At 52.1% G+C, this 15,560-nt stretch carries 14 protein-coding genes, 1 rRNA gene and 1 riboswitch; of the genes, 14 read left to right on the top strand and 1 reads right to left on the bottom strand.

The genetic code is table 11. The features are described from left to right. Positions 1-31: 31 nt before the first annotated feature. The 14 genes from ACFQNF_RS08220 to ACFQNF_RS08155 all read left to right on the top strand — a co-directional run bounded on the left by ACFQNF_RS08220 (position 32) and on the right by ACFQNF_RS08155 (position 15,337). Positions 32-778: an amino acid ABC transporter permease gene (locus ACFQNF_RS08220; RefSeq protein ID WP_380187523.1), complete on the top strand. Its 747-nt coding sequence runs from the start codon at positions 32-34 to the stop codon at positions 776-778. A 1-nt stretch (position 779) separates the two neighbouring features. Next, entirely contained in the window at positions 780-1,445 is a 666-nt protein-coding gene (locus ACFQNF_RS08215) for an amino acid ABC transporter permease (protein WP_380187522.1), read from the top strand. Between the two features lie 86 nt (positions 1,446-1,531). Next, positions 1,532-2,260 carry an amino acid ABC transporter ATP-binding protein gene (locus tag ACFQNF_RS08210; RefSeq protein WP_380187521.1) on the top strand — a complete coding sequence of 243 codons (729 nt, stop codon included), beginning with the start codon at positions 1,532-1,534 and terminating at the stop codon, positions 2,258-2,260. A 136-nt stretch (positions 2,261-2,396) separates the two neighbouring features. Beyond that, a riboswitch (cobalamin riboswitch) is annotated at positions 2,397-2,666 on the top strand. 132 nt (positions 2,667-2,798) lie between these two features. Further along, positions 2,799-4,625: a TonB-dependent receptor domain-containing protein gene (locus ACFQNF_RS08205; RefSeq protein WP_380187520.1), complete on the top strand. Its 1,827-nt coding sequence runs from the start codon at positions 2,799-2,801 to the stop codon at positions 4,623-4,625. A 38-nt stretch (positions 4,626-4,663) separates the two neighbouring features. Further along, positions 4,664-5,257, top strand: a complete 594-nt coding sequence (gene cobU / locus ACFQNF_RS08200; RefSeq protein ID WP_380187519.1) for a bifunctional adenosylcobinamide kinase/adenosylcobinamide-phosphate guanylyltransferase — start codon at positions 4,664-4,666, stop codon at positions 5,255-5,257. Further along, on the top strand, positions 5,251-6,198 hold the full coding sequence (locus ACFQNF_RS08195) for a CobD/CbiB family cobalamin biosynthesis protein (RefSeq protein WP_380187518.1): 948 nt from the start codon (positions 5,251-5,253) through the stop codon (positions 6,196-6,198). The genes cobU and ACFQNF_RS08195 overlap by 7 nt, the downstream gene beginning before the upstream one ends. Further along, positions 6,186-7,211, top strand: coding sequence for a threonine-phosphate decarboxylase CobD (cobD, locus tag ACFQNF_RS08190; protein WP_380187517.1), 1,026 nt, complete (start codon positions 6,186-6,188; stop codon positions 7,209-7,211). Before ACFQNF_RS08195 ends, cobD begins: the two co-directional genes overlap by 13 nt. Before the next feature lie 134 nt (positions 7,212-7,345). Continuing rightward, entirely contained in the window at positions 7,346-8,149 is an 804-nt protein-coding gene (locus tag ACFQNF_RS08185; RefSeq protein ID WP_380187516.1) for an ABC transporter substrate-binding protein, read from the top strand. 592 nt (positions 8,150-8,741) lie between these two features. Beyond that, positions 8,742-9,344 carry a cob(I)yrinic acid a,c-diamide adenosyltransferase gene (gene cobO / locus ACFQNF_RS08180; protein ID WP_380187515.1) on the top strand — a complete coding sequence of 201 codons (603 nt, stop codon included), beginning with the start codon at positions 8,742-8,744 and terminating at the stop codon, positions 9,342-9,344. Then, complete coding sequence (locus ACFQNF_RS08175; protein ID WP_380187514.1) at positions 9,338-10,621, top strand: cobyrinate a,c-diamide synthase; 1,284 nt, start codon at positions 9,338-9,340, stop codon at positions 10,619-10,621. Before cobO ends, ACFQNF_RS08175 begins: the two co-directional genes overlap by 7 nt. Then, positions 10,618-11,481 (top strand): cobalamin-binding protein, encoded by an 864-nt coding sequence (locus ACFQNF_RS08170; protein WP_380187513.1) that lies wholly within the window; start codon positions 10,618-10,620, stop codon positions 11,479-11,481. The genes ACFQNF_RS08175 and ACFQNF_RS08170 overlap by 4 nt, the downstream gene beginning before the upstream one ends. 340 nt (positions 11,482-11,821) lie before the next feature. Continuing rightward, complete coding sequence (locus ACFQNF_RS08165; RefSeq protein WP_380187512.1) at positions 11,822-12,811, top strand: FecCD family ABC transporter permease; 990 nt, start codon at positions 11,822-11,824, stop codon at positions 12,809-12,811. Further along, positions 12,808-13,578, top strand: coding sequence for an ABC transporter ATP-binding protein (locus tag ACFQNF_RS08160; RefSeq protein ID WP_380187511.1), 771 nt, complete (start codon positions 12,808-12,810; stop codon positions 13,576-13,578). Before ACFQNF_RS08165 ends, ACFQNF_RS08160 begins: the two co-directional genes overlap by 4 nt. Before the next feature lie 310 nt (positions 13,579-13,888). Next, on the top strand, positions 13,889-15,337 hold the full coding sequence (locus tag ACFQNF_RS08155; protein ID WP_380187510.1) for a cobyric acid synthase: 1,449 nt from the start codon (positions 13,889-13,891) through the stop codon (positions 15,335-15,337). A 140-nt stretch (positions 15,338-15,477) separates the two neighbouring features. On the opposite strand, the gene rrf is transcribed toward ACFQNF_RS08155, so the two are convergent. After that, a 5S ribosomal RNA gene (rrf, locus tag ACFQNF_RS20835) occupies positions 15,478-15,560 on the bottom strand; the annotation flags it as partial.

The raw sequence follows: 15,560 nt of genomic DNA, 5'->3' as shown, positions 1-15,560 counted from the left end.
CGGGCCTCCCTGATACCTTCGGAGAAAAGAGATGAATTACAACTGGGATTGGGGCGTTTTTTTTAAGCCCACCGGTATCGGCAGTGAAGTTTATTTAGATTGGTTTATTTCTGGCCTTGGCTGGACATTAGCACTGGCTTTATCTGCATGGATTATTGCGCTTATTTTAGGCACGATTATGGGCGTGGCACGTACCTTGCCAAATCGCTGGATTGCGGGCTTTGCTAATGCTTATGTTGAGCTATTTCGTAATATTCCGCTGCTGGTGCAATTATTTATTTGGTACTTCTTAGTACCAGACTTTTTGCCAGAATCATTGCAAATTTGGTTTAAGCAAGATATCAAACCATCAACATCAGCGTTTATTAGTGTTGTTGTTTGCTTAGGCTTATTTACTTCGGCCCGTGTTTGCGAGCAAGTACGCACCGGTATTCAAGCGCTGCCAAAAGGGCAAATCAATGCGGGTTATGCTTTGGGCCTTAATATCGCCCAAACTTATCGCCACGTGCTATTGCCACAAGCTTTTCGGATTATTATTCCGCCTCTCACTTCTGAATTTTTAAATGTATTTAAAAACTCATCGGTTGCATCCTTAATTGGTCTGATGGAGCTATTGGCGCAAACCAAACAAACTGCAGAATTTACCGCTAATTTGTTTGAAGCATTTACCCTTGCGACCATTATTTACTTCACCCTCAATATGAGTCTTATGATGCTTATGCGTTGGGTGGAAAAGAAAACGAGCGTGCCTGGCTTAATGTCGCTGGGAGGGAAATAAAATGGATTTATCAAATATTGGCCCAGCTCTCCCAGGCCTGATCCAAGGAATGGTACTCACACTGGAGCTGCTGTTTTTTGCAGTAATAGGGGGTATTGGATTAGGTACACTGCTGGCCCTAGCAAGGATGTCGAGCAATCCGGTTTTATCCAAATTAGCCGGTTTTTATGTTAATTATTTCCGATCTATTCCATTACTCTTGGTCATCACCTGGTTTTACTTTATGGTGCCCTTTATTATTGGTTGGATTACAGGTCGGCCCACGCCGATTGGTGCATTTACCTCCTGTTTAATCGCTTTTATGATGTTTGAAGCGGCTTATTACTGCGAAATTGTGCGTGCCGGTATTCAGGCGATTTCTAAAGGCCAAGTCAACGCCGCTTATGCCCTAGGCATGAATTACAGCCAAGCCATGCGCTTGATTATTTTGCCTCAAGCATTTAGAAAAATGATGCCTTTGCTCTTGATGCAAAGCATTATCTTGTTTCAAGATACATCCTTGGTTTATGCAGTAGGCATGATGGATTTTCTTAATACCGCCCGCTCCAAAGGCGATATTGTGGGTCAACCGCATGAATTCTTGCTACTGGCTGGCCTAATGTATTTTCTGATTAGCTTTAGCGCTTCCATGCTGGTAAAGCGCTTGCAAAAAAAACTGGCTGTGTAATCTGTAATGTATTTACACAGTAGCTTTAACCAAACAATCTCGCGAGAAGCACTGCTTCAACGCTGTTTGCAAAAGAGGTTAGCAGTATGATTTCGATCCAGAATATCAATAAGTGGTATGGCAGCTTTCAAGTCCTGACCGATTGCAGCACCGAAGTAAAAAAAGGTGAAGTGATCGTGGTTTGCGGGCCATCAGGCTCGGGTAAATCCACGCTGATTAAATGCGTGAATGGTTTGGAGCCTTTCCAAAAGGGCACCATCCTGATTGGCGGCACTTCAGTGGGCGACCCAAAAACTGATTTACCTAAATTGCGTTCTAAAGTAGGCATGGTATTCCAGAATTTTGAGCTATTCCCTCACCTATCGATCACCGATAATCTGTGCTTGGCTCAGCAGCGCGTTCTTGGCCGCAGCACCGACGAAGCGATGGAAAAAGGCTTAAAACTACTCGATCGCGTGGGCCTCAAAGCTCAGGCTAATAAATATCCCGGCCAGCTTTCCGGCGGCCAGCAGCAGCGCGTTGCCATTGCCCGAGCGCTTGCGATGGACCCTATCGCCATGCTGTTTGACGAGCCTACATCTGCGCTCGATCCGGAAATGGTCAATGAAGTACTGGATGTAATGGTTGAGCTGGCTCAGGAAGGCATGACCATGATGTGTGTGACCCACGAAATGGGCTTTGCCCGCAAAGTGGCAACCCGCGTGATCTTTATGGATCAAGGGCATATCGTAGAAGACGCAAGCAAGGATGAGTTCTTTAACCAAACCCGTTCCGAGCGTGCGCAACTGTTCTTATCCAAGATTTTGCAGCACTAAGCGCAACTTGCTCCAATCAACGCCACGCCTTTTGCGTGGCGTTTTTTTGCGCCACGTCCGGCTATATTCTAAATACTTACCAAAGCCAACATGAATATGTCTTAAAGCAGAAAGGCAATAAATGCCAAGGCGGTATACAATCCGCCCCTTATAAGGTGCTCAACACGAGTGAAACGGGAAGCAGGTTCAAATCCTGCGCTGCCCCTGCAACGGTAAGCAAGAATACAGCCACTATGGCGGTATATTGATCTATCGATTTGAAGTAAGCACGGATTAAATCGTCATCCCCAAATGCATTGCCGGGGATCCAGCGCCAAAGACGAAAATAAATAAATCAGCGCATGCTTAGCAAAAATCGATAGAAACACTTGCAAGCCCGGAGACCGGCCTTAAACCTCTGCCACCGGCAGAGGTAACCAACGCGCGGCAGGGTGCACGAAGCGGGTGAGATTCATCGCGCTCAGTGCCGTGCATCATCTCCTGCTCCCTCTGCTGCTATCATCGCCACACAGCGGGTGTGGCACTCAGGAGAGAGTAAATGTTATTTCGTTTCGCCCCTTTAAGTATCTTAATCGCCAGCATCTGTGCGCAGGCTGAAACCATTCAGCTGCCAGCCGTTGTCACCACCGCAGCCCGCTTGCCACAAGCCGCAAAACAAGTCATCGGTGATATAACTGTAATCGATCAAAAAGAGATTGAAACAGCAGGTGCAATCAGCCTGCCAGAATTACTCGCCCGCCAGCCGGGTGTGCAAATCACCAGCAATGGTGGAGCGGGTAAAAATACTGGTGTGTTTTTACGTGGCAGCAGCGGCCAACAAACGGTTTACCTGATTGATGGCATTCGCTTTGGCTCTGCTACTGCCGGTGGCGCAGCATTACAGCACATTCCATTAGCACAAATTGAACGCATCGAAATCCTGCGCGGCCCGGCAGCCAGCCTTTATGGCTCAGATGCGATTGGTGGCGTAATTCAAATCTTTACCCGCCAAGGTGATAAAGGATTTCATCCATCTATAGAAGTGGGCTTTGGTACAGAAAACACTCGTACTGCTAGCGTGCATATTTCTGGCGGCAATGGGGATACCCGCTATACCGTCGGCCTAGCACATAACCAAACAGATGGAATCAGCGCACTTTCATCACCTAAAAATGCGCCATTCAACACCGATACCGATGGCTATGAAAATACCAGCCTATCGATCAATGCCAGTCATCGTATCAATGAGTCGCATGAATTTGGCACAAGCTTGCTGCAGTCTTGGGCAAAGAATCATCAAGATAATATCTACGCAACAAATTACTACGACTACCGTGATGAAGGAACAACGGGCAGTGGCACCATTTGGAGTAAAAATCGTTTTACCTCTAATTGGACCAGTAAAGTGCAAGTGGGTATGAGCATTGATGATTCATACAACTATGCTCCTGCATCACAATGGGCACCTGAAGAAACCCGTTTCAAAACCAAACAAACTCAGCTTTCTTGGCAAAATGAGCTAAAAATGGGTGCGGGTGTGATCACGCTTGGAGCAGAAACAGTAGAACAAGCCGTAACCAGCACCACAAAATACGATGTTGATCAACGTCGTATCAACAGCTTACTAGCAGGCTATTTAGCCAGCTTTGATGATATCAATTTGCAACTTAATTTACGTAATGACCACAACAGTCAGTTCGGTGAAAACACTAGTGGCAGTGTCGGTGGATCGTGGCAAATCAATGATGCTTGGCAAGTTGGCGCAAGCTACGGCACCGCTTTTCGAGCTCCTACATTTAATGACCTCTACTACCCCAACTCTGGCACAGCCAACTTAAAACCAGAGCAGTCCCAAAATACTGAATTATTTGCTCGCTACCAAGCCCATGGTCTGCAATTGGGTGTAACTGCATACCACAACAAGATTGATGACATGATTATTTTGGACTCAAAATATAAGCCACAAAACATCAGTAAAGCGACTATTAAGGGCCTTACGTTAACAGCAGACTGGCAAGGAGAATTGCTGCAAGCAGGCGGTAGCTTTGACTTACTCAACGCCAAAGATACTTCTGGAGGCTTAAAAGATGGCAAGCAACTAGATTTTCGTGCCAAGCAGTTCGGGTCAGCTTATCTGGGTGTAACACAAGGACAGTGGGCCGCACGCGGCGAAGTACAAGCACAAGCTCATAGAGAAGATAACCGAAACACTCCGATCCGCCTGGCAGGTTATGCCCTTACCAATCTTAGCGTGAGCTGGCAGTTTGCTAAAGAATGGCAAGCTAGCGCTCGTGTCAACAATGTATTCGATACCGAGTACCAGCAAATAACCAATTACGGCACACTGGGCCGTAATGCCATGCTGAACCTACGCTGGCAGCATTGAGCACCGAGCCTACTGGGGCGCCTAGCACTGGCAGGCCAGTGACCGAGCCTGCTGGGACGCCTAGCACTGGCAGGCCAGTGGCCGAGCCTGCTGGGGCGCATAGCGCTGGCAGGCCAGTGACCGAGCTCATTTTAGGCGGGGCGCGTAGCGGCAAAAGCGGCTACGCGCTGGCCAAAACACTGGCCCATGATGGGCCAGTGTTTTGGCTGGCCACCGCTCAGGCTTTTGACGAGGAAATGCAAGAGCGCATTATCCGGCACAAGGCCGAGCGCCCCGCGCATTGGCAAACGCTGGAAGCGCCATTGCAACTCGCCACGGCACTCGCACAAAGCCAAGATCAATTTTGTGTGATTGACTGCCTTACACTCTGGTTATCTAACTGGCTTTGTCTGGATGATCTGGCAGGCTGGGCACAAGAGAAACAGGCCTTTATTGCCGCCGCTGCCGCACATCGCGGCACGCTGCTATTGGTGAGTAATGAAGTCGGCTTTGGCATTGTTCCTGACAATGCCTTGGCCAGATTATTCCGCGACGAGGCTGGCCGCCTGCATCAGGACATCGCCAAGCAAGCTGCAAACGTTACGCTGGTGGTCGCCGGAGTCCCTATGCCGGTGAAGCGCAGCGAATGTTGAATCTGAACCCAACTCACTGGCTATCCGCCTTCGCCCTTGGCCTGCTGCTAGAGCTTTTCTTGGGCGAGCCTAAGCGCTTTCACCCGCTGGTGGGCTTTGGCTGGCTGGCGTCCAAACTGGAGCGGCGCTTTAATCTGGCCCATCTTTCGCAAATAGCAGGCCAATCCAATCTACACAATATTTTACGCGGTGCGCTGGCGTGGCTCTTACTGATAGCCGCATCGCTGGCCGCCTTTGCCTTACTAAAACATGTTATGGGCTGGTGGGCCGACGCTTTGGCGCTGTGGTTTGCCCTTGGCGCGCGCAGCCTGTTTGAACATGTTCGTGCCATCGCTAGGCCATTAAGCACGGGCGACTTAATCACAGCTCGGCTTGCCCTTAGCCGCATTGTCAGCCGCAATTGCGCCGAATTGGACGACATAGGCATTGCCAAAGCAGGCCTTGAATCCACCTTAGAAAACGGTGCAGATGCGATTTTTGCCAGCCTATTTTTCTTTGCAGTGTTTGGCGGCTATGGCGTGCTGCTGCACCGGCTGGCCAATACGCTGGATGCCATGTGGGGCTATAAAACAGTGCGTTTATTTCACTTCGGCCGCATTGCAGCGCGGGCCGACGATGTGCTCAACTTTATCCCTGCCCGCCTCACGGCACTCAGCTACGCCCTACTCGGCTACTGCCGCAGCGCGTTTTCCTGCTGGCAGAGCCAAGCGCCACTTTGGGATAGCCCCAATGCAGGCCCAGTGATGGCAAGCGGCGCGGGCGCTTTGCAAGTTTGCTTAGGCGGCGAGGCGATCTACCATGGCGAAATCCACGTCCGCCCACAACTGGGCTGCGGCCCCGTGCCAACCGCCCATGATTTGCAGCGCGGTATTGTGCTAGTGCAAAAAACGCTGGCTCTGTGGATCGCTCTTTTATTAGGAGGCTCATTGTGGATGCTGTAAATCAGCCCCAACACGGAGGCGATCTGCAACGTGCAGTGGCGGCCTTTGGCGGAGATTTAGCCGACTGGATCGATTGCTCCAGCGGTATTGCCCCCTGGGCCTATCCCCTGCCTGCCGTGCCCGAGCACATCTGGCAACGCCTGCCCGATCAAGACCAAGCCCTGCAGCTTGCGGCGCAAAAGTATTATGGCTGCGACCACCTGCTAACCCTTGCTGGCAGCCAAGTAGGCATCGCCCTGCTACCCAAACTACGCCCTGCTTGCCACGTTGCCATCATCAGCCCAACCTATGCTGAGCATCACTGGCAGTGGCAGCAGGCTGGGCATGAGGTCAGCGCAATCAGCAGTGAACAAGTAGATGAATACTTAGAAAGCAGCGCCATTGATGTACTGATCGTGGTCAATCCTAACAACCCCAGCGGCCAGCAAATCAGCGCCGCCACCTTACTCGATTGGCACGAAAAACTTGCTCAACAGGGTGGATGGTTGATTGTTGACGAAGCCTTTGCCGATTGCGCCCCCGCAGCCAGCCTGCTGCCACAGGCGGGCAAAACCGGGCTGATTATTCTGCGCTCCATCGGTAAATTCTTTGGCCTAGCGGGCATTCGTCTAGGCTTTATCGCCTGTGAAAAGCGACTTTTAGAAGAAATAAATCGAGCCCTTGGCCCTTGGCATATCAGCGGCCCAGCACTATGGGCAGGGCAAATCGCCTTAAGTGATAAGACTTGGCAAGCCGCGCAGCAACAGCGCCTACTCGCTAATCAGGAATGGATGATAGACACGCTCAGCAAGGCAGGTTTAGCCCCCAGCGGCAGCCTGCCCCTACTGCACTGGTGCCCGACGCCTGATGCCAAAGCACTGCATCACCAACTCGCAAAACAAAAAATATGGTGCCGCCTGTTCGATCAAAACAATCACCAGGGCCTGCGCTTTGGGCCGGTGACTGAGCATCAGCAGGTGCTGTTTAAAACTCGACTGATGGCGGCGCTAAGCAATCCAACGATGGTTTTGTAGGGCGGGTGAAACCCGCGTATTTTTCAGCATCACTCGCGGGTTTCACCCGCCCTACGAAAAAGATTTCGCTTGAATTGATGGGATTGGGGTGCTTACTCCCGCCACTCAAACGGCATGCAAAAAAGGATTTGAAAATGAACACCCCCACAAAAATCGCCTGTCTTTCCAGCGAAACCGTTGATGTTTTGTATGCGCTCGGCCAGCAGCATCGCATCGCGGGCATTAGCGCTTTTTCGCGCCACCCAGAAGGCGTGACCAAGCAGCACCCGATTATTTGTGGCTTCTCCAGCGCCAAAGTCGAGAAAATCCTCGCGGTAAAACCCGACCTAGTGTTGGTTTATTCCAGCCTGCAAGGCGAGATGGTGAAAGAATGCGTGCTGGCCGGTTTGGAAGTGCACTTTTTCAACCAGAAAAATCTGGCAGGCATCTTCAATATGATCGCCACACTGGGCCGCTTGCTCGATTGCCAGCCAGCCGCCACAGCGCTCATTGCCGATTTACAAGCCCAAATCGACGCAGCCCGCGCCCAAGCGGCCCACTTAAAATCACGGCCTAAAGTCTATTTTGAAGAATGGCACGACCCGCTCTACACCGGCATCCGCTGGGTTTCCGAGCTAATCGAGATTGCCGGTGGCGACGATATCTTTAGTGAGCTATCGCATGCAACACGCGCCAAAGATCGCACCGTTAGCCCAGAACAAGTCATTGCCGCTCAGCCTGATATCATCATAGGCAGCTGGTGCGGCCAGCCTTTCGATGCCGATGTCGTGCGTGCAAGGCCAAACTGGCAGTCCATACCCGCCATTGCCAACAATCAACTATTCGAAATAGCCAGCCACGACCTCCTCGTCCCCGGCATCGCCGCGATTCGGGATGGCTTAGGGCAAATCCAGAAAATCATTGCGGATTGGCAGTTGCATATAAAACCCACTTCTTGAAACACTTCGGCCCCAGAGAACAAGGAGTTTCACGGAGAAACCAGTTAGATATACTTGTTCCCCCCTTTGAAAAAGGGGGCTAGGGGGGATTTGGTACGGCGTATCTTTACAAAAAAGAGCCAAGGCAAATCCCCCTCAATCCCCCTTTTACAAAGGGGGAAGCTGCAGCACTGAAGTGTGGCTGTGACGCCTGAAGTTGAGCAGGTACTTAGCGCGCAGTGATTACCGCAGGAAATCACTGCGCCGAAGGTATTAAATAATTTTCTTTTTAAGTAGCACACCAAAAAACGTAAGTTCTACGCTCTTGGAACGGGGCTTTTACCTCCCCCTGAGACCAGCCGATCGAGGAACAAGCGGCATGGGGAAGTCGTTGTGTCGTGTTTGAACGAAGCGAGTTGAATTGACGCCATGCCGATTGTCCGCAGAGAGGGTACCCCGCGCAGCGGGGCGCAGACGCCGGGATCGCCTTCTTTGGCTTCGTTTCTTGGCGAAGAAGCAAGAAAGGAAGGCCCGCGCAGGGGCTCCCGCACTAAAACACCGTGCCGCAGGCACATAAATAAACATAACAAGCCCCAAAACTGGAGCCATCACCATGACCATCAACACCGAACGTAATGCCCGACACGCCGCCCGCATGGCGCGTAAAAAAGCCGTTATCGATGCGCATATTGCCGAAGCCAATATCGATACCGGCATCATGATTTTGCTCACCGGCAATGGCAAAGGTAAATCGTCTTCCGCCTTTGGCATGGTGGCGCGCGCCATTGGTCACGGGCTAAAAGTGGGCGTGGTGCAGTTTATTAAAAACCGCACCGATACCGGCGAAGAAGCCCTGCTCGGCAAGCATTGCGAATGGCATGTGATGGGTGATGGCTTTACTTGGGAAACGCAGAATTTTGAAGCCGACAAACTCAAATCTGAAGCCGCTTGGGCCGTCGCCGCCCGCATGCTGAACGATGCCAGCTACGATGTGGTTATTTTGGATGAGCTGACTTACTGCCTCAGCTACAAATATCTAGATAAAGACATCATTCTTAAAGACCTAGAATCCCGCCCAGAAATGCAGCATGTAGTAGTCACCGGCCGCGCCGCAGTCAAAGAATTGCACGAGATTGCCGATACCGTAACCGTGCTCAACGACGAAAAACACGCTTATAAAGCAGGCATCAAGGCGCAAAAGGGTTTGGAATGGTAAGCGCTGCCACCCTACTGATCGCAGCCCCTTCTTCGGGCAGCGGCAAAACCACCATCACGGCAGCATTGGCTTGGCATCATCGCCGCTTGGGCCGTAAGGTACGGGTATTTAAATGCGGGCCAGACTTTCTCGACCCGCTGCTGCTGGGCTACGCCAGTGGCGCTCCGGTGGATAATCTCGATTTGTGGATGGTTGGCGAGGATTTATGCCGGCAGATGCTGGCCGATGCGGCGCAAGACGCCGATGTGATCCTGATCGAAGCGGTGATGGGCCTGTTTGATGGCGAGCCTTCCGCTGCCGAGCTGGCCACCCGATTAGGCCTTCCGGTACTGGCAACTATCGACGCCAGCGCCATGGCGCAAACTTTTGGCGCGCTGGCTTTCGGGCTGGCTCACTATAAAAACGATCTGCCGTTTTATGGTGTGCTGGCTAATAAAGTAGCCGGGGACCGTCACGCACAAATGCTACAAGAATCGGCCAAGCCCGAGCACTGGCAAGGCTGGCTGGGCAAGCATGAAGCCCTGCCCGAGCGGCATTTAGGCCTCGTGCTGCCGAATGAAATCCCCGATCTGGCGCAAAAACTCGATGCGCTGGCCGATGCCTTAGCCAGCCAGCCGATTGCGGCTTTGCCTCCAGTCATCGATTACAGCAGCTCAACGCGCCCAACATTAGCACCACTGCTGGCAGGCAAACGCATCGCTATCGCCCGCGACGCGGCTTTTTGCTTTATTTATCCAGCCAATTTAACTTGCCTGAGCGAAATGGGTGCGGAGCTGGTGTTTTTCTCCCCTCTCGCCCATGAAGCCCTGCCGGACGCCGACGCGCTCTACTTGCCCGGCGGTTATCCAGAGCTACACGCGGCAACACTCGCGGCTCATCCAAGCATCGCCGCCGATTTACGCCATTGGCTAGCCGCAGATAAACCGGCATTTGCCGAATGCGGCGGCATGCTGGCGCTTTGCGCATCGTTAACACTCAACGATGGCACATCACATAAAATGTGGGGGATTTTAGACGCCACAGCGACCATGCAAAAACGCCTTTCAGCCCTTGGCATGCAAGCATTCGACTTAGGTGCGGGCGAGTTACGCGGCCACACTTTTCACTACTCAACATTGCAAAGCACGCTACAGCCATTACTCCATGCCACGCCTTGCCGCTTGGGCAGCCAAGGTGAAGCGATCTATCGCCAAGGCAGCCTCACCGCCAGCTATGTGCACGCATGGATGATGAGCAACCCCGCTGCCAGCGCGGCTCTTTTTGGAACAACAGCATGAAACACATCCGCTATGCGGCTTTTGCCAGCTTACTACTGGCCCATACCGCAATCGCCAGCGTCAGTGTAAAAGACGACCGTGGACAGGAAATTACCTTAGCCAAGCCAGCCCAACGCATCATCAGCTTGGCCCCGCACGCCACCGAAGACTTGTTTGCCATCGGCGCAGGCAAGCTCATTGTGGGCGCGGTGAATTACAGCGACTACCCGCCAGAAGCGAATAAAATTGAGCGTATCGGCGGCTATAACGGCTTTGATCTGGAACGCATTCGCGCCCTTAAACCCGATCTGATCGTGGCATGGCAAAGTGGTAACCCCGCCAAGCAGCTCGCGCAAATAGAAACCCTCGGCCTGCCAGTTTTTTATACTTTTTCTAAAAAACTGGAAGACGTCCCCACGGTGATGGAGCGTTTAGGCGTGTTAACGGCCAAAGAGGGCGAAGCTCAGGCAGCTGCCAGCAAATACCGCAGCAGCCTTGCCGCGCTAGAGAAAAAATACGCGGGCAGAAAGCCAATCCGTGTTTTTTATCAGGTATGGGACAGGCCATTGATGACGATTAACCGCGAGCAAATCATCTCCGACGCGATGCGCCTGTGCGGTGGCGTCAACGTCTTTGCCGCCCTGCCAGCGCTGGTACCGACCATCGACGACGAAGCCGTACTCGCAGCCAATCCAGATGTGATCATTACCAGTGGCGAGCCGGGTGTAAAAGACAACTGGCTAAACCGCTGGAAACGCTGGCCTAATCTAAAAGCCAATAAACATCTCTATATCCTGCCCAAAGACCTGCTCAGCCGCATGGGGCCAAGATTGGTAGAAGGCACAGAAAAGCTCTGCGAAGCAATTGATAAAGCGCGTTAAACCATTGAAGCAAAACCTGTAGACACAGAGAACGAAAAGAACACAGAGAAGAAGCTAAGAGACATAACAAATGATTTCCCGAATTACGCGTTTTTGTAGGTTGGGTTAGCAGGCCTTATCGCGTAACCCAACGTTTTTTGCACCAGCGCATGTTGGATTACACAGCTTAATATTGGAAATTACCCTAAATGTAAACTAGCGAATATTGCACTGATCTACAGGGAGTTCGCGGCTAACGCCGTTCCTAATTTATTTTCCTAGTTTGTGCTCTGTGATCTCTATTTATCTCTGTGTCTACAGACCTTTTTAAAGGGCTAACGCCCTGCCAGAGCTACTCATCATGAAGCATTCCCGCCTTACCCCCGCCAGACTCACCCTTACGCTGCTTGTGCTAAGCGGCCTACTATTGATCACCGTCATCCTTAGCCTCTGCTTTGGCAGTACCAGCTATCGCCCTTGGCAATTACTGGGCAATGGGCCTGATGCCGCGCTGGCTCGTGATGTAGTGCTTGAGCTGCGCCTTCCACGCACCCTCGCAGCTATTGCCGTCGGTGGTTTGCTGGCACTAGCCGGTGCATTGCAGCAAGTTTTACTCAGAAATCCGCTTGCTGATCCTTACATCCTCGGTACCTCAGGCGGGGCCAGCGTCGGCGCTTTGCTGGCGATATTGTTAGGTGCAGGTGTGGCCGCCGTCAACTTGGCAGCGGGCTGCGGGGCCTTGCTTAGTATTACGCTGGTGTTTATTTTGGCGCGCAAAGATCATTCCAGTAGTCAGGCGCGCTTACTCTTAACGGGGGTGGCGATCGCTTCTTTTTGTGGCGCATTGTCCAGCTTATTACTCAGCCTTGCACCCGATGGCCTCTTACGCGGCATGGTATTTTGGATGCTGGGCGATCTTGCTGGTGCGCGTTGGCAGCTGGCATTACCGCTGCTCTTGGCGCTGCTTTTGTTAGTTTGGCCGCTAGCGCGTCAGCTTAATGTGCTCAGCCAAGGCGCACAAACCGCCCATGCACTCGGGGCCAATACGCGTAAATTGCAATGGCTACTTTACTTTGTAGCCGCAGCGGCAACGGCCATTGCGGTGACCACAGCAGGCATGATCGGCTTTATCGGCCTGATCGTTCCACACGCCTTGCGACTGGTTTTAGGCCACGATCAACGCCTGCTCTTACCTGCCGTGGCGCTCACAGGTGGCACCGTTTTGCTCGCCGCTGATATCGCTTCGCGCATTATCCTTGCCCCGCAACAACTCCCCGTCGGGGTGATTACCGCACTGGCCGGTGTGCCGGTGTTTTTATGGCTATTGCAGCACCGAGGCGTCGCACGATGAGCCATTTATTGATCCGCTCCTTAGCCATTCAACAAGGCGAACGTCTGCTTTGCCAAGATCTGAATCTTGAAATTAACAAAGGTGAAAGCTGGCTTATTCTGGGTGAAAACGGCTGTGGCAAAAGCACCTTACTCGCCACCTTAGCGGCATGGCTCAAGCCTGCAGCAGGCAAGATTCAGCTCAATCAGCGGCCATTAAAAGAATGGGCGGGCCATGAGCGGGCCAAAGAAATCGCATGGCTTAGCCAACAGGATGACTGCCCTTTCCCAATATCCGTCATCGAAAAAGCACTCAGCGGCCGTCACCCGCATCAAGGGCCATGGGATTGGGAAAGCCAGGATGATCTACGCCTCGCCGATGAGCAATTAGCGAGGCTGGATTTAAGCGATCTAAAACACCGCGACCTTGCCACGCTATCAGGCGGCGAGCGCCGCCGGGCTAGCCTTGCAGCAACGCTCGCTCAACAAGCCGCACTAATCTTACTCGACGAGCCATTATCCCAGCTTGATCTACGCCACCAGCAACAAGCCCTTTCGGTACTGCGCGAAGAAAACCAAGCAGGCAGAACCCTGCTGATGGTCAGTCACGACCCAAATCACGCCCACCAATGGGCAAGCCATGTGCTGCTAATGTTTGGCGATGGGCAATGGCTATCAGGGCCGACTGCGGAGATCATGAATAGCCAGAACCTCAGCGCGCTCTACCGCACGGAAATACGTAGCGCCAGCATCGAAGGGCAAGAGTGGTTTATCCCTCTGCCCCGCTAAACCCAAATCTTGAACCACAGAGGGCACTGAGAACACGGAGTTTCACGGAGAAAAGCAATTCATAACGGAGCTAAGGATTTGCTAGGAAATAATGCCCCCAGTGCCGCTACCGTCATTCCCGAGTGCTTTTATCGGGAATCCAGCCGCGCTGCTGGACTTCTCTATCCAGAGTGATAAGGCCGTAAACTGAAATCAGCCCCCTAAGGTTTTCTCTGTGCTCTGCTTTTAACCTCCCTGTTCTCTGTGTCTACAGACCTTAGCTTTAAAGGTTTGAGGATCTTCTACCAATAATCTTGCACAAGGCAAACCCATGCCCACTCTTATGATTCAAGGCTGCACCTCTGATGCAGGCAAGACCACCATCGTTGCCGCGCTCTGCCGTATTCTTTTGCGTCGTGGCATCAAAGTCGCACCGTTTAAGCCACAAAATATGGCGCTCAATAGCGCAGTCACCAGCGATGCAGGCGAAATTGGCCGCGCCCAAGCCATGCAAGCCGTTGCTGCAGGTATTGCCCCGCATACCGATTTCAACCCTGTATTACTCAAGCCTTCCAGCGATTGCCGTGCCCAAATCATTATTCAAGGTAAAAGCATCGGAAATTTAGATGCCGTGGATTACCATGCCTATAAGCAAACCGCAAAAAAAGCCGTGTTTGAATCATGGGGGCGCTTAAAAGAGCAGTATGAATGGGTGATTGTTGAAGGCGCAGGCAGCCCTGCCGAAATCAATTTACGCGCAGGCGATATTGCCAATATGGGCTTTGCCGAAGAAGCTGATTGCCCCGTCTGGCTAGTTGCCGATATCGACCGAGGCGGTATATTTGCTCACTTTGTCGGCACGCTCGCTTGTCTTTCAGCATCAGAGCAAGCCAGAATTACTGGCTTTATCATCAACCGTTTTCGGGGTGATTTAAGCCTATTGCAAGGCGGAATCGACTGGCTGGAGCAAGAAACCGGCAAGCCTGTTATCGCCGTTGTTCCCTATTTGCATGGTTTGGATATCGCAGCTGAAGATGCAGTGCCCCGCACCGCAGGCAATGGCGGCGACTTTAAAATCGTCATCGCCACCTTGCCACATATTTCCAACCACACCGATTTCGACCCACTGCGCCGTATTACTGGCGTCGATTGCAGCTACGCCACTCCTAACCAGCCCTTACCAGCAGCCGATCTGCTGATCATCCCCGGCAGCAAGAACACCCGTGGTGATCTAGCATGGCTGCGCCAACAGGGTTGGGATAAGCAAATCGAAAAACACCTGCGCTTTGGTGGAAAAGTCATCGGTATCTGCGGTGGCTACCAAATGCTAGGCCAAACCATCGCCGATCCACGTGGCTTAGAAGGCGAGGCAGGAGATTCTAAAGGGCTGGGCTGGCTACCTATTGCCACATCGCTAGAGCAAGACAAACAGCTGCGTAACTTATCAGGCCAACTCATCGCGAATGGCGAAGCCGTCACAGGCTACGAAATCCATCATGGCGAAACCCAAATCCTCGATTCAGCCGCCATCCCACTGATTAAATACGCCAATGAACACGATGGCATCATCACCGATCAAATCCTTGGCTGCTATCTGCACGGCTTATTTGATTCCAGCGAAGCATTAAAATCACTACTCGCATGGGCTGGTCACCAAGTCGCAGAAGTCGTCGACCACCAACAGCTACTAGAACAAGAAATAGACCGCCTAAGCGACGCATTAGACCAGTCAATAGATTGGGAAAAAGCAAAACAAGCAGGCCTAAATATCTATTGGTGACAAGGTTTTGTAGGTCGGGTTAGCGGTTTTATGCGTAACCCGACACGCGAACCACGTCTGGTTTTGAAACCACTTTCCTTCCGCGCAAAGCAAAACCCCCGCCTCTTTCGAGTACGGGGGTTCTGTTTACGGCTTAGGGTGTCTGGCAATGACCTACTTTCACACAGGTAATCTGCACTATCATCGGCGCTAAGGTGTTTCACTGTCCTGTTCGGGATGGGAA

The organism is Iodobacter arcticus (assembly GCF_042664895.1).
Taxonomy (GTDB): domain Bacteria; phylum Pseudomonadota; class Gammaproteobacteria; order Burkholderiales; family Chitinibacteraceae; genus Iodobacter; species Iodobacter arcticus.
This window is presented reverse-complemented; position numbering and strand designations above follow the sequence as displayed.

What these genes read in the sequence shown, in the direction of transcription:
- ACFQNF_RS08220 (WP_380187523.1), top strand. Translation starts at nt 32, where the DNA reads ATGAATTACAACTGGGATTGGGGCGTTTTTTTTAAGCCCACCGGTATC.
- ACFQNF_RS08215 (WP_380187522.1), top strand. Translation starts at nt 780, where the DNA reads ATGGATTTATCAAATATTGGCCCAGCTCTCCCAGGCCTGATCCAAGGA.
- ACFQNF_RS08210 (WP_380187521.1), top strand. Translation starts at nt 1,532, where the DNA reads ATGATTTCGATCCAGAATATCAATAAGTGGTATGGCAGCTTTCAAGTC.
- ACFQNF_RS08205 (WP_380187520.1), top strand. Translation starts at nt 2,799, where the DNA reads ATGTTATTTCGTTTCGCCCCTTTAAGTATCTTAATCGCCAGCATCTGT.
- ACFQNF_RS08195 (WP_380187518.1), top strand. Translation starts at nt 5,251, where the DNA reads ATGTTGAATCTGAACCCAACTCACTGGCTATCCGCCTTCGCCCTTGGC.
- ACFQNF_RS08185 (WP_380187516.1), top strand. Translation starts at nt 7,346, where the DNA reads ATGAACACCCCCACAAAAATCGCCTGTCTTTCCAGCGAAACCGTTGAT.
- cobO (WP_380187515.1), top strand. Translation starts at nt 8,742, where the DNA reads ATGACCATCAACACCGAACGTAATGCCCGACACGCCGCCCGCATGGCG.
- ACFQNF_RS08175 (WP_380187514.1), top strand. Translation starts at nt 9,338, where the DNA reads ATGGTAAGCGCTGCCACCCTACTGATCGCAGCCCCTTCTTCGGGCAGC.
- ACFQNF_RS08170 (WP_380187513.1), top strand. Translation starts at nt 10,618, where the DNA reads ATGAAACACATCCGCTATGCGGCTTTTGCCAGCTTACTACTGGCCCAT.
- ACFQNF_RS08165 (WP_380187512.1), top strand. Translation starts at nt 11,822, where the DNA reads ATGAAGCATTCCCGCCTTACCCCCGCCAGACTCACCCTTACGCTGCTT.
- ACFQNF_RS08160 (WP_380187511.1), top strand. Translation starts at nt 12,808, where the DNA reads ATGAGCCATTTATTGATCCGCTCCTTAGCCATTCAACAAGGCGAACGT.
- ACFQNF_RS08155 (WP_380187510.1), top strand. Translation starts at nt 13,889, where the DNA reads ATGCCCACTCTTATGATTCAAGGCTGCACCTCTGATGCAGGCAAGACC.